General features: G+C 36.1%; 16 protein-coding genes and 1 pseudogene. 7 read left to right on the top strand and 10 right to left on the bottom strand.

Features of this window, described 5'->3' with window-relative positions:
• Positions 1 to 6: 6 nt before the first annotated feature.
• From NI470_RS09750 to NI470_RS09760, 3 genes are read right to left on the bottom strand one after another with little or no spacing between them, the layout of a single operon-like run.
• The gene (locus tag NI470_RS09750) at positions 7 to 1,077 is read right to left on the bottom strand and encodes a DUF475 domain-containing protein (RefSeq protein ID WP_148334853.1); all 1,071 of its coding nucleotides are present in this window, start codon (positions 1,075 to 1,077) and stop codon (positions 7 to 9) included.
• A gap of 21 nt (positions 1,078 to 1,098) precedes the next feature.
• Positions 1,099 to 1,674, bottom strand: a complete 576-nt coding sequence (locus NI470_RS09755; protein WP_148334854.1) for a TerD family protein — start codon at positions 1,672 to 1,674, stop codon at positions 1,099 to 1,101.
• Between the two features lie 43 nt (positions 1,675 to 1,717).
• Positions 1,718 to 2,920: a TerD family protein gene (locus tag NI470_RS09760; protein WP_253148284.1), complete on the bottom strand. Its 1,203-nt coding sequence runs from the start codon at positions 2,918 to 2,920 to the stop codon at positions 1,718 to 1,720.
• Between the two features lie 293 nt (positions 2,921 to 3,213).
• Between NI470_RS09760 and NI470_RS09765 the strand changes: the two genes are divergently transcribed.
• From NI470_RS09765 to NI470_RS09785, 5 genes are read left to right on the top strand one after another with little or no spacing between them, the layout of a single operon-like run.
• A complete protein-coding gene (locus NI470_RS09765; RefSeq protein ID WP_148334856.1) occupies positions 3,214 to 4,230 on the top strand; it encodes an ATP-grasp domain-containing protein in 1,017 nt (338 codons plus the stop codon).
• Positions 4,227 to 5,351 (top strand): phosphoribosyltransferase domain-containing protein, encoded by a 1,125-nt coding sequence (locus tag NI470_RS09770; RefSeq protein WP_252513930.1) that lies wholly within the window; start codon positions 4,227 to 4,229, stop codon positions 5,349 to 5,351. Before NI470_RS09765 ends, NI470_RS09770 begins: the two co-directional genes overlap by 4 nt.
• A complete protein-coding gene (locus NI470_RS09775; RefSeq protein WP_148334857.1) occupies positions 5,341 to 6,120 on the top strand; it encodes an HAD family hydrolase in 780 nt (259 codons plus the stop codon). The genes NI470_RS09770 and NI470_RS09775 overlap by 11 nt, the downstream gene beginning before the upstream one ends.
• On the top strand, positions 6,113 to 7,273 hold the full coding sequence (locus tag NI470_RS09780; RefSeq protein ID WP_148334858.1) for a cysteine protease StiP domain-containing protein: 1,161 nt from the start codon (positions 6,113 to 6,115) through the stop codon (positions 7,271 to 7,273). Before NI470_RS09775 ends, NI470_RS09780 begins: the two co-directional genes overlap by 8 nt.
• Positions 7,270 to 8,208, top strand: coding sequence for an HpcH/HpaI aldolase/citrate lyase family protein (locus NI470_RS09785; protein WP_068543414.1), 939 nt, complete (start codon positions 7,270 to 7,272; stop codon positions 8,206 to 8,208). Before NI470_RS09780 ends, NI470_RS09785 begins: the two co-directional genes overlap by 4 nt.
• Here the strand turns inward: NI470_RS09785 and NI470_RS09790 are convergent.
• The 6 genes from NI470_RS09790 to NI470_RS09815 all read right to left on the bottom strand — a co-directional run bounded on the left by NI470_RS09790 (position 8,205) and on the right by NI470_RS09815 (position 14,822).
• Positions 8,205 to 9,734 (bottom strand): helix-hairpin-helix domain-containing protein, encoded by a 1,530-nt coding sequence (locus tag NI470_RS09790; protein ID WP_253148285.1) that lies wholly within the window; start codon positions 9,732 to 9,734, stop codon positions 8,205 to 8,207. The two genes, NI470_RS09785 and NI470_RS09790, sit on opposite strands and share 4 nt — an antisense overlap.
• An 11-nt stretch (positions 9,735 to 9,745) precedes the next feature.
• Positions 9,746 to 11,572 carry a PP2C family serine/threonine-protein phosphatase gene (locus NI470_RS09795; protein WP_148334860.1) on the bottom strand — a complete coding sequence of 609 codons (1,827 nt, stop codon included), beginning with the start codon at positions 11,570 to 11,572 and terminating at the stop codon, positions 9,746 to 9,748.
• Between the two features lie 110 nt (positions 11,573 to 11,682).
• Positions 11,683 to 12,735: a TerY-C metal binding domain-containing protein gene (locus NI470_RS09800; RefSeq protein ID WP_114392568.1), complete on the bottom strand. Its 1,053-nt coding sequence runs from the start codon at positions 12,733 to 12,735 to the stop codon at positions 11,683 to 11,685.
• 133 nt (positions 12,736 to 12,868) lie between these two features.
• Complete coding sequence (locus NI470_RS09805; protein WP_253148286.1) at positions 12,869 to 13,504, bottom strand: vWA domain-containing protein; 636 nt, start codon at positions 13,502 to 13,504, stop codon at positions 12,869 to 12,871.
• Positions 13,505 to 13,514: 10 nt separating this feature from the next.
• Positions 13,515 to 14,153 carry a TerD family protein gene (locus tag NI470_RS09810; protein ID WP_114392572.1) on the bottom strand — a complete coding sequence of 213 codons (639 nt, stop codon included), beginning with the start codon at positions 14,151 to 14,153 and terminating at the stop codon, positions 13,515 to 13,517.
• A 30-nt stretch (positions 14,154 to 14,183) separates the two neighbouring features.
• Positions 14,184 to 14,822: a vWA domain-containing protein gene (locus tag NI470_RS09815; protein WP_253148287.1), complete on the bottom strand. Its 639-nt coding sequence runs from the start codon at positions 14,820 to 14,822 to the stop codon at positions 14,184 to 14,186.
• A 375-nt stretch (positions 14,823 to 15,197) separates the two neighbouring features.
• On the opposite strand from NI470_RS09815, the gene NI470_RS09820 reads away from it, so the two are divergent.
• Together NI470_RS09820 and NI470_RS09825 are read left to right on the top strand one after the other, a co-directional pair.
• Positions 15,198 to 15,527 (top strand): DUF4236 domain-containing protein, encoded by a 330-nt coding sequence (locus tag NI470_RS09820; protein WP_253148288.1) that lies wholly within the window; start codon positions 15,198 to 15,200, stop codon positions 15,525 to 15,527.
• 100 nt (positions 15,528 to 15,627) lie between these two features.
• A complete protein-coding gene (locus NI470_RS09825; protein WP_213686691.1) occupies positions 15,628 to 15,942 on the top strand; it encodes a hypothetical protein in 315 nt (104 codons plus the stop codon).
• A gap of 69 nt (positions 15,943 to 16,011) precedes the next feature.
• Here the strand turns inward: NI470_RS09825 and NI470_RS09830 are convergent.
• A pseudogene (locus NI470_RS09830) lies at positions 16,012 to 16,276 on the bottom strand (hypothetical protein).
• Positions 16,277 to 16,460 lie beyond the last annotated feature (184 nt).

Consider the following 16,460-nt stretch of genomic DNA (forward strand, 5'->3'; position numbering starts at 1 on the left):
TTTACTTTATGAAGATTGCTGTTTTTTACTATATGAAATTGAAGAGATAACAGCCCAAACAATGAAGGCAACACCCACCAATCCTGTAATAACCTCTGGAATATGTAATCCTGTACCGCTAGCTAACATGATGAACGCAAGTGCACCAATTGCATAGTGTGCACCATGTTCTAAATATACATAGGCATCTAGCGTACCTTTCTCAACAAGATAAATTGTCATTGAACGGACAAACATCGCGCCAATTGCAAGGCCAAGCATAATAACTACCACATCACTGGTAATTGCAAAAGCACCGATTACACCATCGAAACTAAAAGATGCATCTAATACTTCTAAATATAAGAACCCACCAATACCACCTTTAACAATAGTGCCTGTTGCTGATACACCATTTGATTTTTCAGCCTCATCATCATTGCTACTGCCTTCTAATAGATGACCAATTACTTTCACACCCACATACACGACAATTCCCCAAATTCCTGCCATCACAACGACTAAACGTGATGTATCTGGGATATAGCTTGCTAGAATAAGTAGAACAACTAATGAAATAAAGACTGAAATAGCCTGAATATTCCCTAAATCTGCTAGTCTTGATTCAAGCCAATGAAACCAATGTTCATCTTTTTCATCATCAAACAAGAAATTCAAAAATACTAATAATAAGAACATCCCACCAAATGCTGCAATTTCAGCATGATGGGCCATAAGCTTTTCTGAATAAGACTTAGGATCATTTAACGCTAATTGAGCAACCTCAATCATACTCATGTCCGCAGTCACACCAACAATGAGTAAAGGGAATATCAATCGCATACCAAACACAGCAACGATAATCCCGACGGTTAAAAACAGTGTGCGCCAAAATTGATTCCAATGTTTCAATACCGAAGCATTAACAACCGCATTATCAAAAGATAATGAAACCTCCATTACAGCTAGGATAGAGGTAATAGCCAAGACTTTAAACATGGCCATCAAGCCAGCTTCAGGACCATGTGTGAAACCCCAATATGCTGAAATAGCCAAGCATATAATGGTAAAAATTATCGAAAAACGGAAATGTTTCATTTTTTACCTAAGATTAAATTTTTAAATACTGATACCATACTGACGACACATCGCACTTAAACCCCCGTTATAACCCTGACCTACAGCTCTAAACTTCCATTCATTGTTATGACGATATAGCTCACCAAAAATCATCGCTGTTTCAGTCGAATAATCTTCATTTAAGTCAAAACGGACAATTTCGACATTAGTTTGATCATTGACCACACGAATAAAAGCATTTTGCACTTGACCAAAATTTTGACCACGGCTTTCAGCATCATGAATAGTCACAGTAATGGCAATTTTTTGCACATCAGCGGGAACTTTCGCCAAATTAATTTTAACCGCTTCATCATCGCCATCACCCTCACCGGTACGATTGTCGCCGGTATGTTCTACAGAACCTTCTGGTGAACGGGTTTGGTTATAAAAAATAAAATCAGTTTCACCACGAACTTTATCATTTGCAGCCAATAAAAATGCAGAAGCATCCAAGTCAAAATCTGCACCATCAGTTGCTCGCACATCCCAACCTAAACCAATCAAAACTTGGTTAAGCGATGGATCTGTTTTACTTAAAGATAGATTTCCACCTTTGTTTAATGAAATAGCCATAATTTTCTCTCTTCTTTATCACATGTAAATTAAATTGATACTGTTAATCTTTTGAGCCTTGGGTCCAGCGAAAACCAAAGCGATAAAACTTATCTAAGAATTGTTGGTCTTTGAAATAACGAACTTCTCGATTAGCTTGAATAGCACCGTTAACATTTTTTAATTCTATAATTGCACAGGTAGTTAATTGATTACCTTCTGTTAAGCGCACCTCAATTTCCGGTTGATCGGGAATACGAATTGTTACCACACCATCGGTGGCAGCCCATTGTGCCGCACCTTCATAAATATAAGTGTAAATTACAATACGTTCAATGCGATCCCATTGAGTACCGTTAATATGTAAGTTTTCTCCATTTATCGATGCTCCTGTGCGGTCATCGGCTTCCAATTTCATATAGGGAGCGCGCTCAAAATTGCCAAATCGGTTTCCAAGCGGCTGTACTAAATCAATGCTGCCATCTTTAAGCTGCACCATCGCACCCAAATCTAGGTCGATTGAATTGGAACGGGTTAATTTTTGAAAAAAGGATTCGGATTTAGGTGCAGATTTATTCCAGTTTAAATTGACTGAAATTTTGCCAAAAGCTGAACCTTTCTTACTAAGATTAATTGTCGAGTTATTTTTATCTAACTTGATTTTGGATAAATTTATATTTGACTTTGTTGGTGTTGGTGTTGGTGTTGGTGTTGGTGTTGGTGTTGGTGAAGTATTCGTTATGGTTTCATCAATCACCACACCAAAATTTTCAGCCAAAGGTTTCAACCCCCCATTAAAGCCTTGATCAATAAATCTAAATTTCCACTTATCATTATGTTTATACACTTCTGCCAAAATTAATGCTTTTTCTGTTTTAGACTGAGTCTGAATCAATGCATTAGCGATAGCTTGAGTACCGGATAAAAGTTCAATATGAATAGGAGATATTCGACTAAAATTATTTGGTTCACTGATAGTTGCACATAAAGTAACTTTTTGAATTTGTGGATCAATTAATGTTGTATTAATCTTAAATTTAGTTAAATATGGATCATTGGAATCAGACTGGACTAGTAGCACACTTTGATTTCGTGTTTGAATTTGTCCATAGAAAATCATATCCTGATCACCACGCACTTTTTGTGTACTTTGTGCTAAAAGATATGCAGTACAATCAACCTCTACTTGATTAGGAATACTGGTTTTTATTAATATCTCCACTACTTCAGATGCTAAAGCAATGTTTCCACCTGCAATAAGTTGCATACTACCCTCTTACAACATTGTAATATTTCATTTAATTAATTAAGTATATGATATATGAATATAAAAATATCTTAAAAATTATTTTATTTGCCCTATATTGTTTTAGCATAAGCGGATTCAAGCGACAAGTGTAACAGTATAAAAACTAGCTAACACTTTACTGAGTAGATACTAGACCAGTGAAATTCTTGACTAATTATCCAATTTATAACATAAAGCATTTAATCTATTTCATGTACAATAGAAGTATAAATTCATAATTGCTATTAAATAAAATTGAGATTAAATCTACTGTGAAATCGCACTACAATATCTGGATTGCTGAAAGTTATTCCTGTCAAAATGACATTATTCAATTATTAAAAAACTCAAATTTATCTTCCCATCTGACTATTTTTTGTTCTCATAGTAAACAACGTCCTGAACTGAAGTTGCATGCTGACTATTTTTTTCAACAACCGGTTGTTAAGGACAGTTCAGACTGGTTATTAGAACAATGTAAAGAGCATTCTATTCACCTTTTATTTTGTGGAAAGCATAGTCAATTTATTGAGCAGTTTCGTGAAGAGTTTTCTCGTCATGATATTCAATTAGTGACTGGTGCCAGAGACATTAGTCAGCATGAAAACATTAATAATAAATTTTTATTTGGACAAATTTGCGAAGGTTTAAACTTACCTAGCATTTCTGCTGCAAAAGTTGCTCATGTTAATGAATTAAAGCACGCTATTGATGAATATCAAAAACGATATAGAGTTATTTGTGCAAAGCCCGTTTATGGCGTATATGGTGCAGGTTTTGTGCAATTAAGCAATGACGTTTCATATTTTATGAAATTCCAATCTAATACTCTATGTAATACACAACAGTTTATAGAAGCTTATGCTCAATTAGATCCGCCTATCGAGTATTTGATTATGCCCTTTTTACAAGGGCAAGAATGTTCTGTGGATATTGCCTGCAGTAATGGCAAAATTCTAGCCTTAGTAACTCGGATAAAATTTAAATTTTATCAAGAATGCTATATCGAGCATCCATGTCATAAAATATGTGAAATTTTAGTAGAATATTTCCAGTGCGATGGGTTGATCAATATTCAATTCAAGCAAGATAATCAGGGAGCCTGGCATATTTTAGAAATTAACCCACGTCCCGCTGGCGGTTTTGCTTATACACAACATACTGGAATTAATTTAATTGCAGAATTGATTGCTGAAAAATTGCACTTAGTTTTAAAGCGTCCCGTACCAACTGCTGTAGTACAAGTTCTCCCCCTGATACAAAGTATAAAAATGGATTGTAAACATTGATAAAACATATTGATTTAAGCCGTGGCCGTATTAGTGTGACAGTAAATCATCATCATCCTGAATGGAAATTGGATGATTTGCTGAGCTTTGCAGAAAGAATTAATCCGAAACGTGCATTTTTATTTGTTTCTAAAGTTCTGGGCAAACATATTCCTGTTGCACCCTCAGTTATGCAAAAAAGCTATCAAGACCTTGCTGCACTTATTCCAAAGAATTTGCCCTATCCCATTAGTGTGATTGGTATGGCTGAAACCGCCGTCGGCTTGGGCGCAGGCTTCTATCGTGAACTCAAACCAGATTTCGGGGAAAATGCCATTTTTTTAACGACTACTCGGCATCCAGTCGAAACCTTGCCCACATTAGGCTTGTTTTTAGAAGAACATAGCCATGCACAAGACCAATTTATCTTATCCAGTCATGATGCTATTAAACATCAACACATCCTGAGTTCAAAAACTCTTATCTTAGTGGATGATGAAATTTCGACTGGAAAAACCTTTAGAAATCTAATTCTCAGTCTTAAAAAATCGGGTTTAGAACACGTTGAACGGATTATTTTAGTGACCTTAGTCAATTGGGCTGAACAGCACTTAGTCACAGATGATTTAGGTATTCCAGTTGAAGTGGTTTCTTTATTACATGGTCACTGGCAGTGGCAAGATAACAACAAAGAAATTGATATTCAAATGCCGAACGTCAGCTCCACCCAGCAACAAAGCCAAAAAATTATTGCACCCAATGACTGGGGACGCGAACCGACTTTTCTGGATTGTTCTGTGTGGCAACAGATTAAATCCATTCAAGCGCATGAAAAAGTTTTAGTGTTAGGTTCGGGTGAATTCACCTGGATTCCTTTCCTCATGGCAGAGCAACTAGAAAAGCAAGATGTTGAGGTTTATTTTAGCTCCACCACCCGCTCTCCGATTATGCAAGGTCATGCTATTGAAAGTATTTGTTTATTTAAAGACAATTATGGACTCAATATGAATAACTATGCATACAACGTGAAACATCAACAATTTGATCGTGTCTTTTTAATCATTGAAACTGCTAAAGATAGTGTTGATCCTCTGCTTTTTGAACAAATAAAAAACTTGGAAATTATTAGTTATGAATGCTAAGCCGTTAATTTTTGTTGACTTAGATGACACACTTTTTCAAACACATCGTAAAAGCACACCTACGCCTTTACATAAAATTGCGACTACAGATAAATTAGGTGAACCGCTCTCTTATATGCTGCCAAAACAGCAAATATTCGTGAATTGGCTATTAGAGTCTGCTGAAGTAATTCCAGTCACTGCTCGGTCAGTAGAAGCATTACAACGCGTACATATTCCTTTTCAGCACGGTGCAGTCTGCTCACATGGCGGAACCATTTTAGGGGCCAATAAACAGGTTGATCAAGAATGGCTTGTTTTGCAACAGCAAGCTACAGCAGAGTTAGAACACTTACTCAATGATCTACCCAATGCACTACTGGATTATGCAAAACCTTTTGGATCAATCCGTACTTGGACGGTGGAAGAAAATGGCGGGAAAATTTATACCGTTGCCAAACAGAATGATCCGGAACCATTATTTTTATCTAAAATTATTGCCAACTTACCTGCTGAAGTGCTCGAGCATTGTTACGTACATATCAATGGTAATAATTTGGCGATTATTCCAAAATTTGTTTCTAAACAAAAAGCAGTCGAATTTTTTATCAACAAATATGACCCTGAACGTGAACGTGCCATCTTAGGTTGGGGCGACAGTTTATCTGATGCCGGCTTCTTAGCGTGCTGTGATTGGTTTGGTATGCCCAAAAATAGCCAATTGGATAAGTTTTTAGCACAAAGTTTAATGCAAGATCATAATGCGAAAGGATATTTAGGACATGGATAAGAATTATGCTGGTGCATCCAATCTTAATACCTTAGGTTTTCATGGTTCATATCGACCGCAAGATGTAACCTTTTTACTCAATATTGATGATATTGAACCGACACCATTGGCAGAAAAAGAGTATTTGATTCAATCAGGGAAAAAACATTACTCCCAAATGATTAGTGTAGAGCATCCCCCTTCAAAAGAGCAGATGCGTCATTTTCAATACGCTTTTGAGCAAGGTGCTGAACGTCTGGCTTGTGATGTACAGAAAATTGGTAACTCTCTACTGAGTCGATTTAAAAATCAGCCTATTATTTTGGTCAGTCTAGTACGTGCAGGTGTACCTTTAGGGGTACTGCTCAAGCACTATATTGAAAAATATCAGCAGTGCGTACATTACGGTATTAGTATTATTCGTGATCGCGGTATCGACTTTGCAGCCTTACATGCCATTATTGATCAACATGGTGCGGAAAATATTGTTTTTGTAGATGGTTGGACAGGTAAAGGTGCAATTTGTCGAGAGTTAACCCAAAATTTAGCAGATTATCCGGCATTATTTGATGCAGGCTGGGATATTCCTCGCCTTGTCACCTTAGCCGATTTAGGTGGCTATTCTTGGTTAAGTGCTAGCTGTGAGGATTGGCTGATTCCGTTTGGTATTCTAGGTTCTGTGGTCTCTGGTTTAACCTCACGCACCATTTTAAAAGATCATATCAATTTTGAGTTAGCAAAAAAAAATTGCTATGAGCCTAAAAATTGGCATAGTTGTTTAGTTTACAAACATCTAGCTGAACATGATATTTCAGTAGATTTTACAGACAAAATTTTAAATATTATTAATCAGAATCCGTCTACAAATTTATCCCATTGGAATAATCATATTCGACTCAAACAACAAAAAATTTGTTTAGATACGATTACTTGGATCTCTGACACCTATAATATTAAAAATATTAATCGTATTAAACCTAGTATTGCAGAAGCGACACGTGCGGTATTAAGACGTATTCCTGAAAGAATATTAATTCGTGATCCATCCAATCCCCATGTACAATTACTGTTACATTTTGCCAAAGAACAAAATATTCCTGTAGATATTTTAGGTGCCAAGTTAGGTCCATACCATGCAGTCACTCTGATAAAAAAAGTCGAGAAAAATAAATGAAACAACTGCAACATGCGATTGAACTTGGTGCAACCATGTACATTCCTGCAACTCATGAGCAGTTATGGGAAGTTACCGAAGGGATTAAATTTCCAATACTTAAATCTATTGCAGTCTGTTTAGAAGATGCCGTATTGGAAAGAGACGTACAAACTGCGATGGTTAACCTAAAACTTTTATTACAAAAACGTTTAGAACAGCCGAATCCTAAAGCACCTGCAATGTTTATTCGTCCTAGAAATATTGAGATGGCAAAACACATTGTCGACTGGGAATTAAATCATACCTACAGTGGTATGATTTTACCCAAGTTTACGCTACACGATCTAAAACAGTGGATGGACGTTTTGCCATCTAATATCAACCTGATGCCAACGCTTGAAACTAAAGAGATTTTTGATATGGGCCATAATATGGAACTTAATCAAGCCCTCAAGTATGATTTTCATAAAACCTTGTGTTTAAGAATTGGAGGTAATGACCTTCTGTCCTGTTTAAATTTACGTCGTCCTAAAAATAGTACTATTTATCAAACCCCTGTAGGTATATTGATTTCACAATTGGCAGGCTTATTTATTCCAGCTGGCTTTCAACTCAGTTCGCCAGTGTGTGAACATATTAACCACACGCAATTGCTCATGAGTGAAATATGCCAAGATATGAATAATGGGATTTATACAAAAACTGCCATTCATCCTTCGCAAATTGCGTATATTCATCAAGCCCTTCAAATAACTACAGAAGAATTTCATGAAGCACAGCAAATTTTATCGCAAGATGCTAAAAGTGTATTTAAAAGCCACGGCTCAATGTTAGAACCTGCTACACATCGCAATTGGGCAGAAATGATTTTATTACGCTATAAAACTTTTGGTTTATGTAAGTCTCAACCGTCTACCCAAGATAAACTTATGCTCAATACATTTTCAGTCTAAGCTTCAACCATCTGTACTACAGCCAGACGGCCACCTTCTTGCTTTGAAAGTAAAATTTTTACACCATCTTTTAGCTCAATTTTACCTCCAATCGGGATAGCTGTTTTGGTTGTTACGTCAGTCAAATCTGCTAACCCTTCATTAACTAACCACCACTTATTATTATGAAAAACAAAATAACCTTTCCGTTTAGTTTGAGCAGGAGTTAAACGTTCATTAGGAGCAACTAAATGATTAGTATGCCATTCAAATAAAGACTGACCTGTCCATACCATTAAACGATGATTATCTGGTCTAAACTTTCCTTCTTGACGTGCAGAATATAAATTTAGTATTGGCAGCTTACCTGAAAATGGCGTATTGCAGAAAGGACATTTTGGTGCAGTAGTATTATCGAAAACATACCACTTATGGGTACAATTAGCATTTAAACACGGCTGAATTAAGTCAACGGTTTTGACTAAAGCATCTTCCCAATCATTTGCAGAAGGTCGCTTACTCGGTTCATGCAAACCATCAATAAAACATTTATTAAATAATTCGGTTAAATATGGTCCTGTCACAGTATAAGGAATTTGCTGTGGATCTGCCCAAGGTAATTGAGATGATTTTAATTGATTAGAACGAACACGGTTGGAGTGGTCTGTCGGATGTTCGATGAATAATGCCTTTTGCCCCATGCCTAGATTTTCATCTTTTTGTGGGTCATCCATATCGTGGATTTTTCCACCACGTAAAGGATGGCGATATAACAAATACATATAGATCAACACACCCAAGGCATGTCTATCTGTTGTAATACTAGGTAAAAAACGTTTTGGATCTTCTTTTGATAAATGACTAGTCGTTACCACTTCTGGTGCAATAAAATCAGGAGTTCCCACTACATCAGGAGGATATTTACCAGGTACAACTAAGCCATCGACATCAATGACACACGCACTTCCCGTAACTGGATCAATCAATACATTTTTGTAAGATAAATCTGAGTGAGCTACCCCAGCAGCATGCATACGACGTACTGCACGTGAAATTAGAATACTAATTTTAAGATAATTGAGCCATGTACCCTTTTCCCGATCGTCTAAAAAACGATTTTGATTATTCGCACTCGCAAACCACTTACCTTCTTTTTCTTTACCCTTAATACTTAGAAAATCATTATTTTTTGAACCATGTTCAAAGAAAAACTGTTTTTTATAAGTTGGCGCAGTAATTCCTATCAGATTATTATATTCAACTAATGCATTTGGCCAACAGTAGATATTCTTCCAATAATCTCCTCCGACCCCATTAAAAATACCATTCCATTTATTGCCAACGATTTCTTTTAGGCGCTCTTTCTGTTGGTCAAGCGCTGCTTTGGATTCATAGAATTTATTTTTCTCCTTACTAAAAAAGCATACTACATAGCTTTTATCAGGTGAAAAATACACATCTTTCATTGCACCAGAACCAATCACTTCATCGACAAACTCAATTGGACGACCATCAACAGTTGTACATTTAACAATTTTTCCTGCCACGACTATGTTCCTTATACTTCTGTTGAATCTTGGTCTAATTGATATGCTGATGCCTTCTTATTCCATAGCACTGCCATGGTTCGATCATCATGATGACCCGGTTTAAAGAAGTGCATCCATTCTAACAATGCGACATCTGCATCTGGCTGGTGGAATAAAGGTTCAATTTCCTGATACATTTTTGTCCATAACGGATGTTGTCCCAAGCCAACCTCTGTCTCAAAAATAGGATCAGAGATTCCATCTGTCATGATCAATACCGCATCAATATCATTGAAATGTCCAATTTTGATACGGGTGCCGAAGTCTGAAGCAATACTACGATCTAAAAATTGTGTTTGTCCCGCATATTCTCCACCGTCCGCTACATTCATTAAGCGAACCGAATCTCTTCTATAGACAGCGATCGCCCCATCTCCGACTGAAAATGTACTGATAAAAGTTCTGTTTTGATATTGGCGGACAACAGCCACCAATAAAGTTGTTGAAAATGCTTTTGCTGGCACATTAGATGCTTTAGCCTGCAATTCAATCTCTTCAATAATTGACTTATAAATATCATAATAAACATTAAAGAATTGCTCATTTAATTTTTTAGCAATTTGCTTCGTTACTTCATCTTGTTGCCCTATTTGCCATTGCGAAAGATCTTCCTCAAGTGAAGTAATTGTAGCGGCATTCAAATATCCAGAAAATTGTTTTTCAACAATATCTACTGCAATTCTTGAGCCCTCTCGTGAGTAAATTGCACTTCCTGCACCATCAGCAACAGTGATTACTGACCATTCTGTATCTGGAATATAAAAAAGACTAAAATCATCGTCACGGAATGTCCCTGCATGTTCATGAGAGCGTCCTCGACGACTGGCTGCAATTAAATCAAATTTTTCCGTAGATATAAGGCGCTGGTCTGTATGATCCTTAATAAACGGTTGACCTGCTTCAGGTTCAAGCACCTTCCATAAACTACGTGGATCTGGGATGATATTAAGCTTGCAACGGCCTGAATGGGTTGCATTATCCATACTATATTGGAAAGTGAATTCGAACTCTTCGGCATGTTCAGGTTCACCACGTACTGTTTGGGACTCCTCATCAAAATAAAAGTCATGCTTTCCAAATCTAAAACTTTCTGCTTTAAATCGAATCTTGTTGAAGTCATGTGCTGAACTAATTGAAATCTTAGAATTATAAAACTGTCCGACACGCGCATTTTCAACTTGGAACTTTACTTCATTACTATACATAGAATGATTATCTTCTATTGTTATCTGAGTTGGAGATTGGTCTTGTGGAGAGGAATCATCAAGTGGGGTAATTTTTGCTAAAGTTGGAGTCGTATCAATTTTTTTTAAGACATCTTGAACACAAGTCATATTTTCTTTTTGAGTCTCTAGCTCTCTAAGATGCTCCATCATTTTTGTTTCATCATCATTTTGGCTAATAAACTCTAACTTAGTATTATTATCAATCTCTACATCAACAGTTAACTCCTCAAGTCTGATACCATCTTTTAGATCATCTGTAAGTGATGAATTTAACTCTTTAGGAGACATCTGCTGTGTTTCTAGAATAGTGCTTTTGTTAAGCTGCTGAGATGCATCATGACAAGATACTGTCAAATCATATTCATGGTTTAAATAAGTCGATTTTTTTGCAAATAAATCTAATTGCTCACAAGCAATAATACGATTAAAGTCAACACCCAGATGTAGCAAAAGCTGATCAAGTTGTTGAACATGTTCATCTTTTGAGAAAAAATCAACAAATGTTGATGTAAATACTAAATTTTTTCTCTGTAATATTTTTTGAATTTCTACCGCAAGTTTTTCATGCATATATTTTTTTCCTAAGAATCAACTCTTCAAACACATTATTTGTTTCTTTTTACCAGTGAGCAATTTTTAACCAATATATCTAATATCAGCCAAATTTTAAGTAATTATAATTAACCTTGCCCGCGCGTAAGGTCAAAACCACCACTGGAGATAGTGAAACTCACTTGTCGATGACACCAAGGACAGACCACATATTCAGAATAACCGTCATAGCACATCAAATTTCCACAGCCACACATAGCAAATGCTGTTTCAGCATAACAGTGTGGACATTGCGCATCTCCTTCAAGCTGTGCAGTATTAATTGTCGGCTTATCCGCAGTCTGATCTGTCCAGCTAAAATAATCTTCAGAAATTGTTTCACAAGTGTCTAATTTAAAGTTATATAAACTGATATTTAGATCAGATAGACCATCGTATTGCATGTTACGTGTATATTTTAGAATATAAGGATGATGCAATTTTTGACAGCGTCCTATAAAAGTTACGGTACGATCGTCTGCATGGCCTTTGCGGAAGCTTAATTTATTTTTTGCCAAATGCATATAGCGTTCATCAAGGGGCAATATTTGTTGATTTTCATTCTGATGACCTACGCTAATACTTTGCGAAACAACCGATGCACTAATCCACTTACATAGGCTTTTTACATATGCTTGATCAACTTGATCGAGCATAATGCAATGTTCTGCAAATTGTTTCAAAATAGTAAAATCGACATCTTGACCTAAACCAATAGCTACCAACGATACTTTGTCTTCGTATTTTGTTTTCCAACGATAAATAGCTTCTTGATAATCATCTGTAGGGCGTCCATCGGTAAACAAATAAACAACTGGTTTCCAATCACCTTTTACATCTACTGTTGTACGTATAACAAAGCGATCGATTTCTTTACCGAGATGGTCTAAAGCTTTACCTAAATGTGTTCCCCCACCTAAGGGTAATTCACAATGTCGATATGCAAATAACTCAGTTAATGGCACTAGAGTACGCACGATTCCTGCATAGGCAATAATTGAAACATAAACCGTCTCCAAAGCATAAGGATCTGTCCTGAGACTTTTCATGATGAAATCAATACCTTCTTGAACTGCTTCTAACGGTTTACCAACCATCGACTCTGAACAGTCAATTACAAAAAATACAGGTAATCGGCGCATAATTCATCCCATCTTATTGTTATGATTTACATTAAAAATCTATTATAAGTTTGATCTTATTAATTCATCGATACAATTAAGCAAGATCATCGATCCGAACATAAAATCAAACGAGAAAAATTTGAATTTTCCCTTATAACACTAACTGAATTTCAGATGGTGGTGGTGGCAGTGATATTGGTCCACTAATTCCTGCACTACTACTTCCTGCAACGACACTTGCTGAAACCCATTTAAAGAAACTTGAGAATGAAGTGGTATCCATAGTATCGAGTACTACTACTTTCTGCGTAAGCTGTAACAAAGTCTCAGTTTTTGCTTTTGGACCTGCTGCACAAGCCACGATGGTTGCAAAATTCAATTGTTGGATAAGAGGAATTATTTGCTGATACGCATAAACATCTGAAGGAGAACCATCTGTCATGAGGAAAATCAATGGGCGCCAATCACCTTTTTCATCCGATGTGGTTTTCTTAACATTGGTTTCGACTTCCTGCGCAAGTAATTCCAAAGCTGCTCCCATAAATGTTGCACCTGAACTCGGCACTTCAATTTCTGGAATTTGAATTTCCTCCAGAGGTGTAAGTGACAAATAAACCCTTGCTTCAATATCAAAAGTAATAATACTGATATAAACACTTTCAAGAGCGTAGGGATCTTGCCTTAAAGCGCTTAACATAGATTGGAGACCAACATTCACAGAGTGAATGGGTTCTCCTTTCATAGAACCTGATGTATCAAGCAAAATATAAACTGGTAGACGGCGCATTGTTATCTCTTTATACGTATTCTTTTAACCATTCCAAAAAATTATCAGATGCAGAAGATTGACCTAAAGCATTGAATTTCCAACCATTAATTTCACGAACCAGTTCTGCAAATAACAAGGAACGTTGCTGATCATAACCTTTACCAGATAAGTCAAAACGCACCATCTCTTTACCAGATGCATCTACAGCACGAATAAATGCATTATCCACTTGACCAAAATGTTGATTATTTTTAATACCCTCATAAATTTGAACAATAAATACAATTTTTTGATAATCGTTTGACAGTGAATTTAACTTCACAATAATTTGTTCATCATCACCATCACCAGCTCCTGTTCGATTATCTCCCGTTAACCGAATGTTGCCCGAACGATGATATAAGTTATTAAAAAAAATTACATCACTATCTCTAAGCGTGGCATTCCCCGCTCCATCCCACCCTAAATCTCGAACCTTACCATCTGCATCACATAAAAAAGCCACTACATCTAGATCATATTCTGCAGATTGACTTCCAAATAAACCTCCCAAAAAACCTGTCTTTTTTTCAGCAATATCCCAGCCTAAACCGATGGTTACTAAAGATAAATTATGTTGCGATTTTTCAAGGCTTAAGCCTTGTCCTTTGGCTAATGTAATCGCCATCATTTTTTCCTTTCGATTATTTATAATTAGTTAAAGTACAACATTTACTTCAGGTGGAGGTGGGGGTAAATCTTTCAATCCATTCACTTCTTTCTGCCCCGCATCTACTTTTTGACTACCAGTAGAAATACTTGCAGAAACCCATTTGAAAAAGGCTTTAATAGTATTGGTATCAGCAGTCGCCAATTCGACTACAACCTCAGTGATTTGTTTTAAAATGGATGTATCTGCGTTATGACCTGCCGCACAGGCAATAATCATCCCTGTTTTAACTTGTTTTAATTTTTCAAAGCCTTTTTTCCAATCATCAGTTGGTACGCCATCAGTCATAATAAACACTAAAGGCTTCCAATCCCCTCTAACTTCAGGCGTTGTTTTTTGAACTTCTTGCTCAATTTTTTCAGCTAATAATGCTAGTGCCTCTCCTAACTGTGTTGTTCCTGTAGCTTGTAATTGAGGAGAATTAAACATAGCTATTTCCGTTAAAGGAACTATCTGTTTTGCATTTGTATCAAAACTAATTATTGAAAGGTGAGCCGTTTCTAATGCATAAGGATCTTGTCTTAATGATGAAACAAGTATCTCTACACCATTTTTTACAGCTTCAATAGGCTCTCCCATCATTGAGCCTGATGTATCTAGTAATAAGTAAACTGGTAGTCTTCTCATTTTTACCCCTAAAAATTTTTAACTGTAGTAAGATTCAATATAGATCTAGTAAGTAATTTTATTCTTTAATATTCCATTAATAAAATTTACTTTCTATCCATTATTATTAATATTAAGCAAAGATAAGCACAAGTAAAATTTACTGAATTTTGATAAATAATGACAATATTTTTTATGAAATTAATTCGTCAAAAAGCTACCATTTTCTCGTAAAACATGTTATATATCAAAATCATGTATCAATTTTATTCAATGCTAAACAATCAAGTTATGACACTCCATAACTTAAGTAAATAATTAGTAATTATATTATATAAAATTATACTTATTGTACTTCATAAAATAAGGTAGATTCAATTTTATAGGGGGAAAAATATGGGCTTTAGATTTCGCAAGAGTATTAAAATCTTACCTGGATTAAAAATCAATCTGACGCATAAAGGCATCAGCAGTGCAAGCATTGGCAAACCTGGTGCTTCTTTAAATATTGGCAAAAAAGGCACCCGAACCAGCGTTGGTATTCCTGACACAGGCCTATCCTATTCCAAGTACCAACCCTATAAGAACAGAGCTGGTAACCAAGAGAATCCTGCTCAGGAACAAAAACCACTCTATACATCAGATACTGAGAAACCCAAATCGAATGTCTGGATTTGGGGGATTTTTGGATTATTTTGTTTTATTGTCGGGGCAATTATTTTTTAGAATTAGCCGTCCTTTGTACCCATAACATTCATTCCGCTAGGCAAAATTTAATTCATTCATTACTATGGACGGATGTTAAATACAATAAAGGCTGCCGCTGATGTCTGATAATGACAGTACTCTGGATTATGATGAAAATGATTTAATCGACTCTCCCTTATCTCAAGTTTTACAAGAGGATAATGAGCAAATTGAAATTCTAATTTATCGATTACCTGATAGTGACTGGACACTGGAAGTGGTGAGCCAAAGTGGTACTTCTACCGTATGGGATGAAACATTCCTGTCAGATCAGGAAGCTCTATCTGTCGCTTTAGATGCAATTAAAGCCGCAGGCGGTATTCAAGCCTTTTCTGAACTCAGTGACCTCGAAGCAAAGAACAATATTTTTCCTGAATCCCTTACTCGCCATTAAAAATGAAGTTGCTGGCTTGAATCTGAGTCAGTATTTTATGGATTCTTAGAACCTGTCGCGATGATAGGTTCACTTCAACCCAAACCCATCTAGGGTTGAAGGGTCAAAGTTTTCATCAAACATAAACTCATCTGCTCGCTCTTTTTTTAATGTCGCAAGTGCATAAAAAAAACATTTCTCACATAACTGCAATTCATATCTTTCCCCGTCATGCTTAAAACCATAGCCCCCAATGCGCAGATAAAGTTCCAAATTCCAATTTCGTTGATTGGTTGCATACATCACATACAACATCTGTAACGACTTCTACCTGTTTCAGTTGTTTAATTTCCATATACGGCTCCCGATATCAATCAAATTAAATTTGTCTACATACTTATCAAAAATTGATTCCTGCTTGATTTTAGTTACCATTAAAAAAGGTCAAATTTGAGCATTGTTATTGTAATAATTTAACTGTACTCATCCCTACTGTATTCATTGTAATCTGCTATGTGAACATCATAATAAAAACATGT

Origin of the sequence: Acinetobacter lwoffii, from assembly GCF_024129115.1 — a bacterium.
Lineage (GTDB): Bacteria > Pseudomonadota > Gammaproteobacteria > Pseudomonadales > Moraxellaceae > Acinetobacter > Acinetobacter lwoffii_T.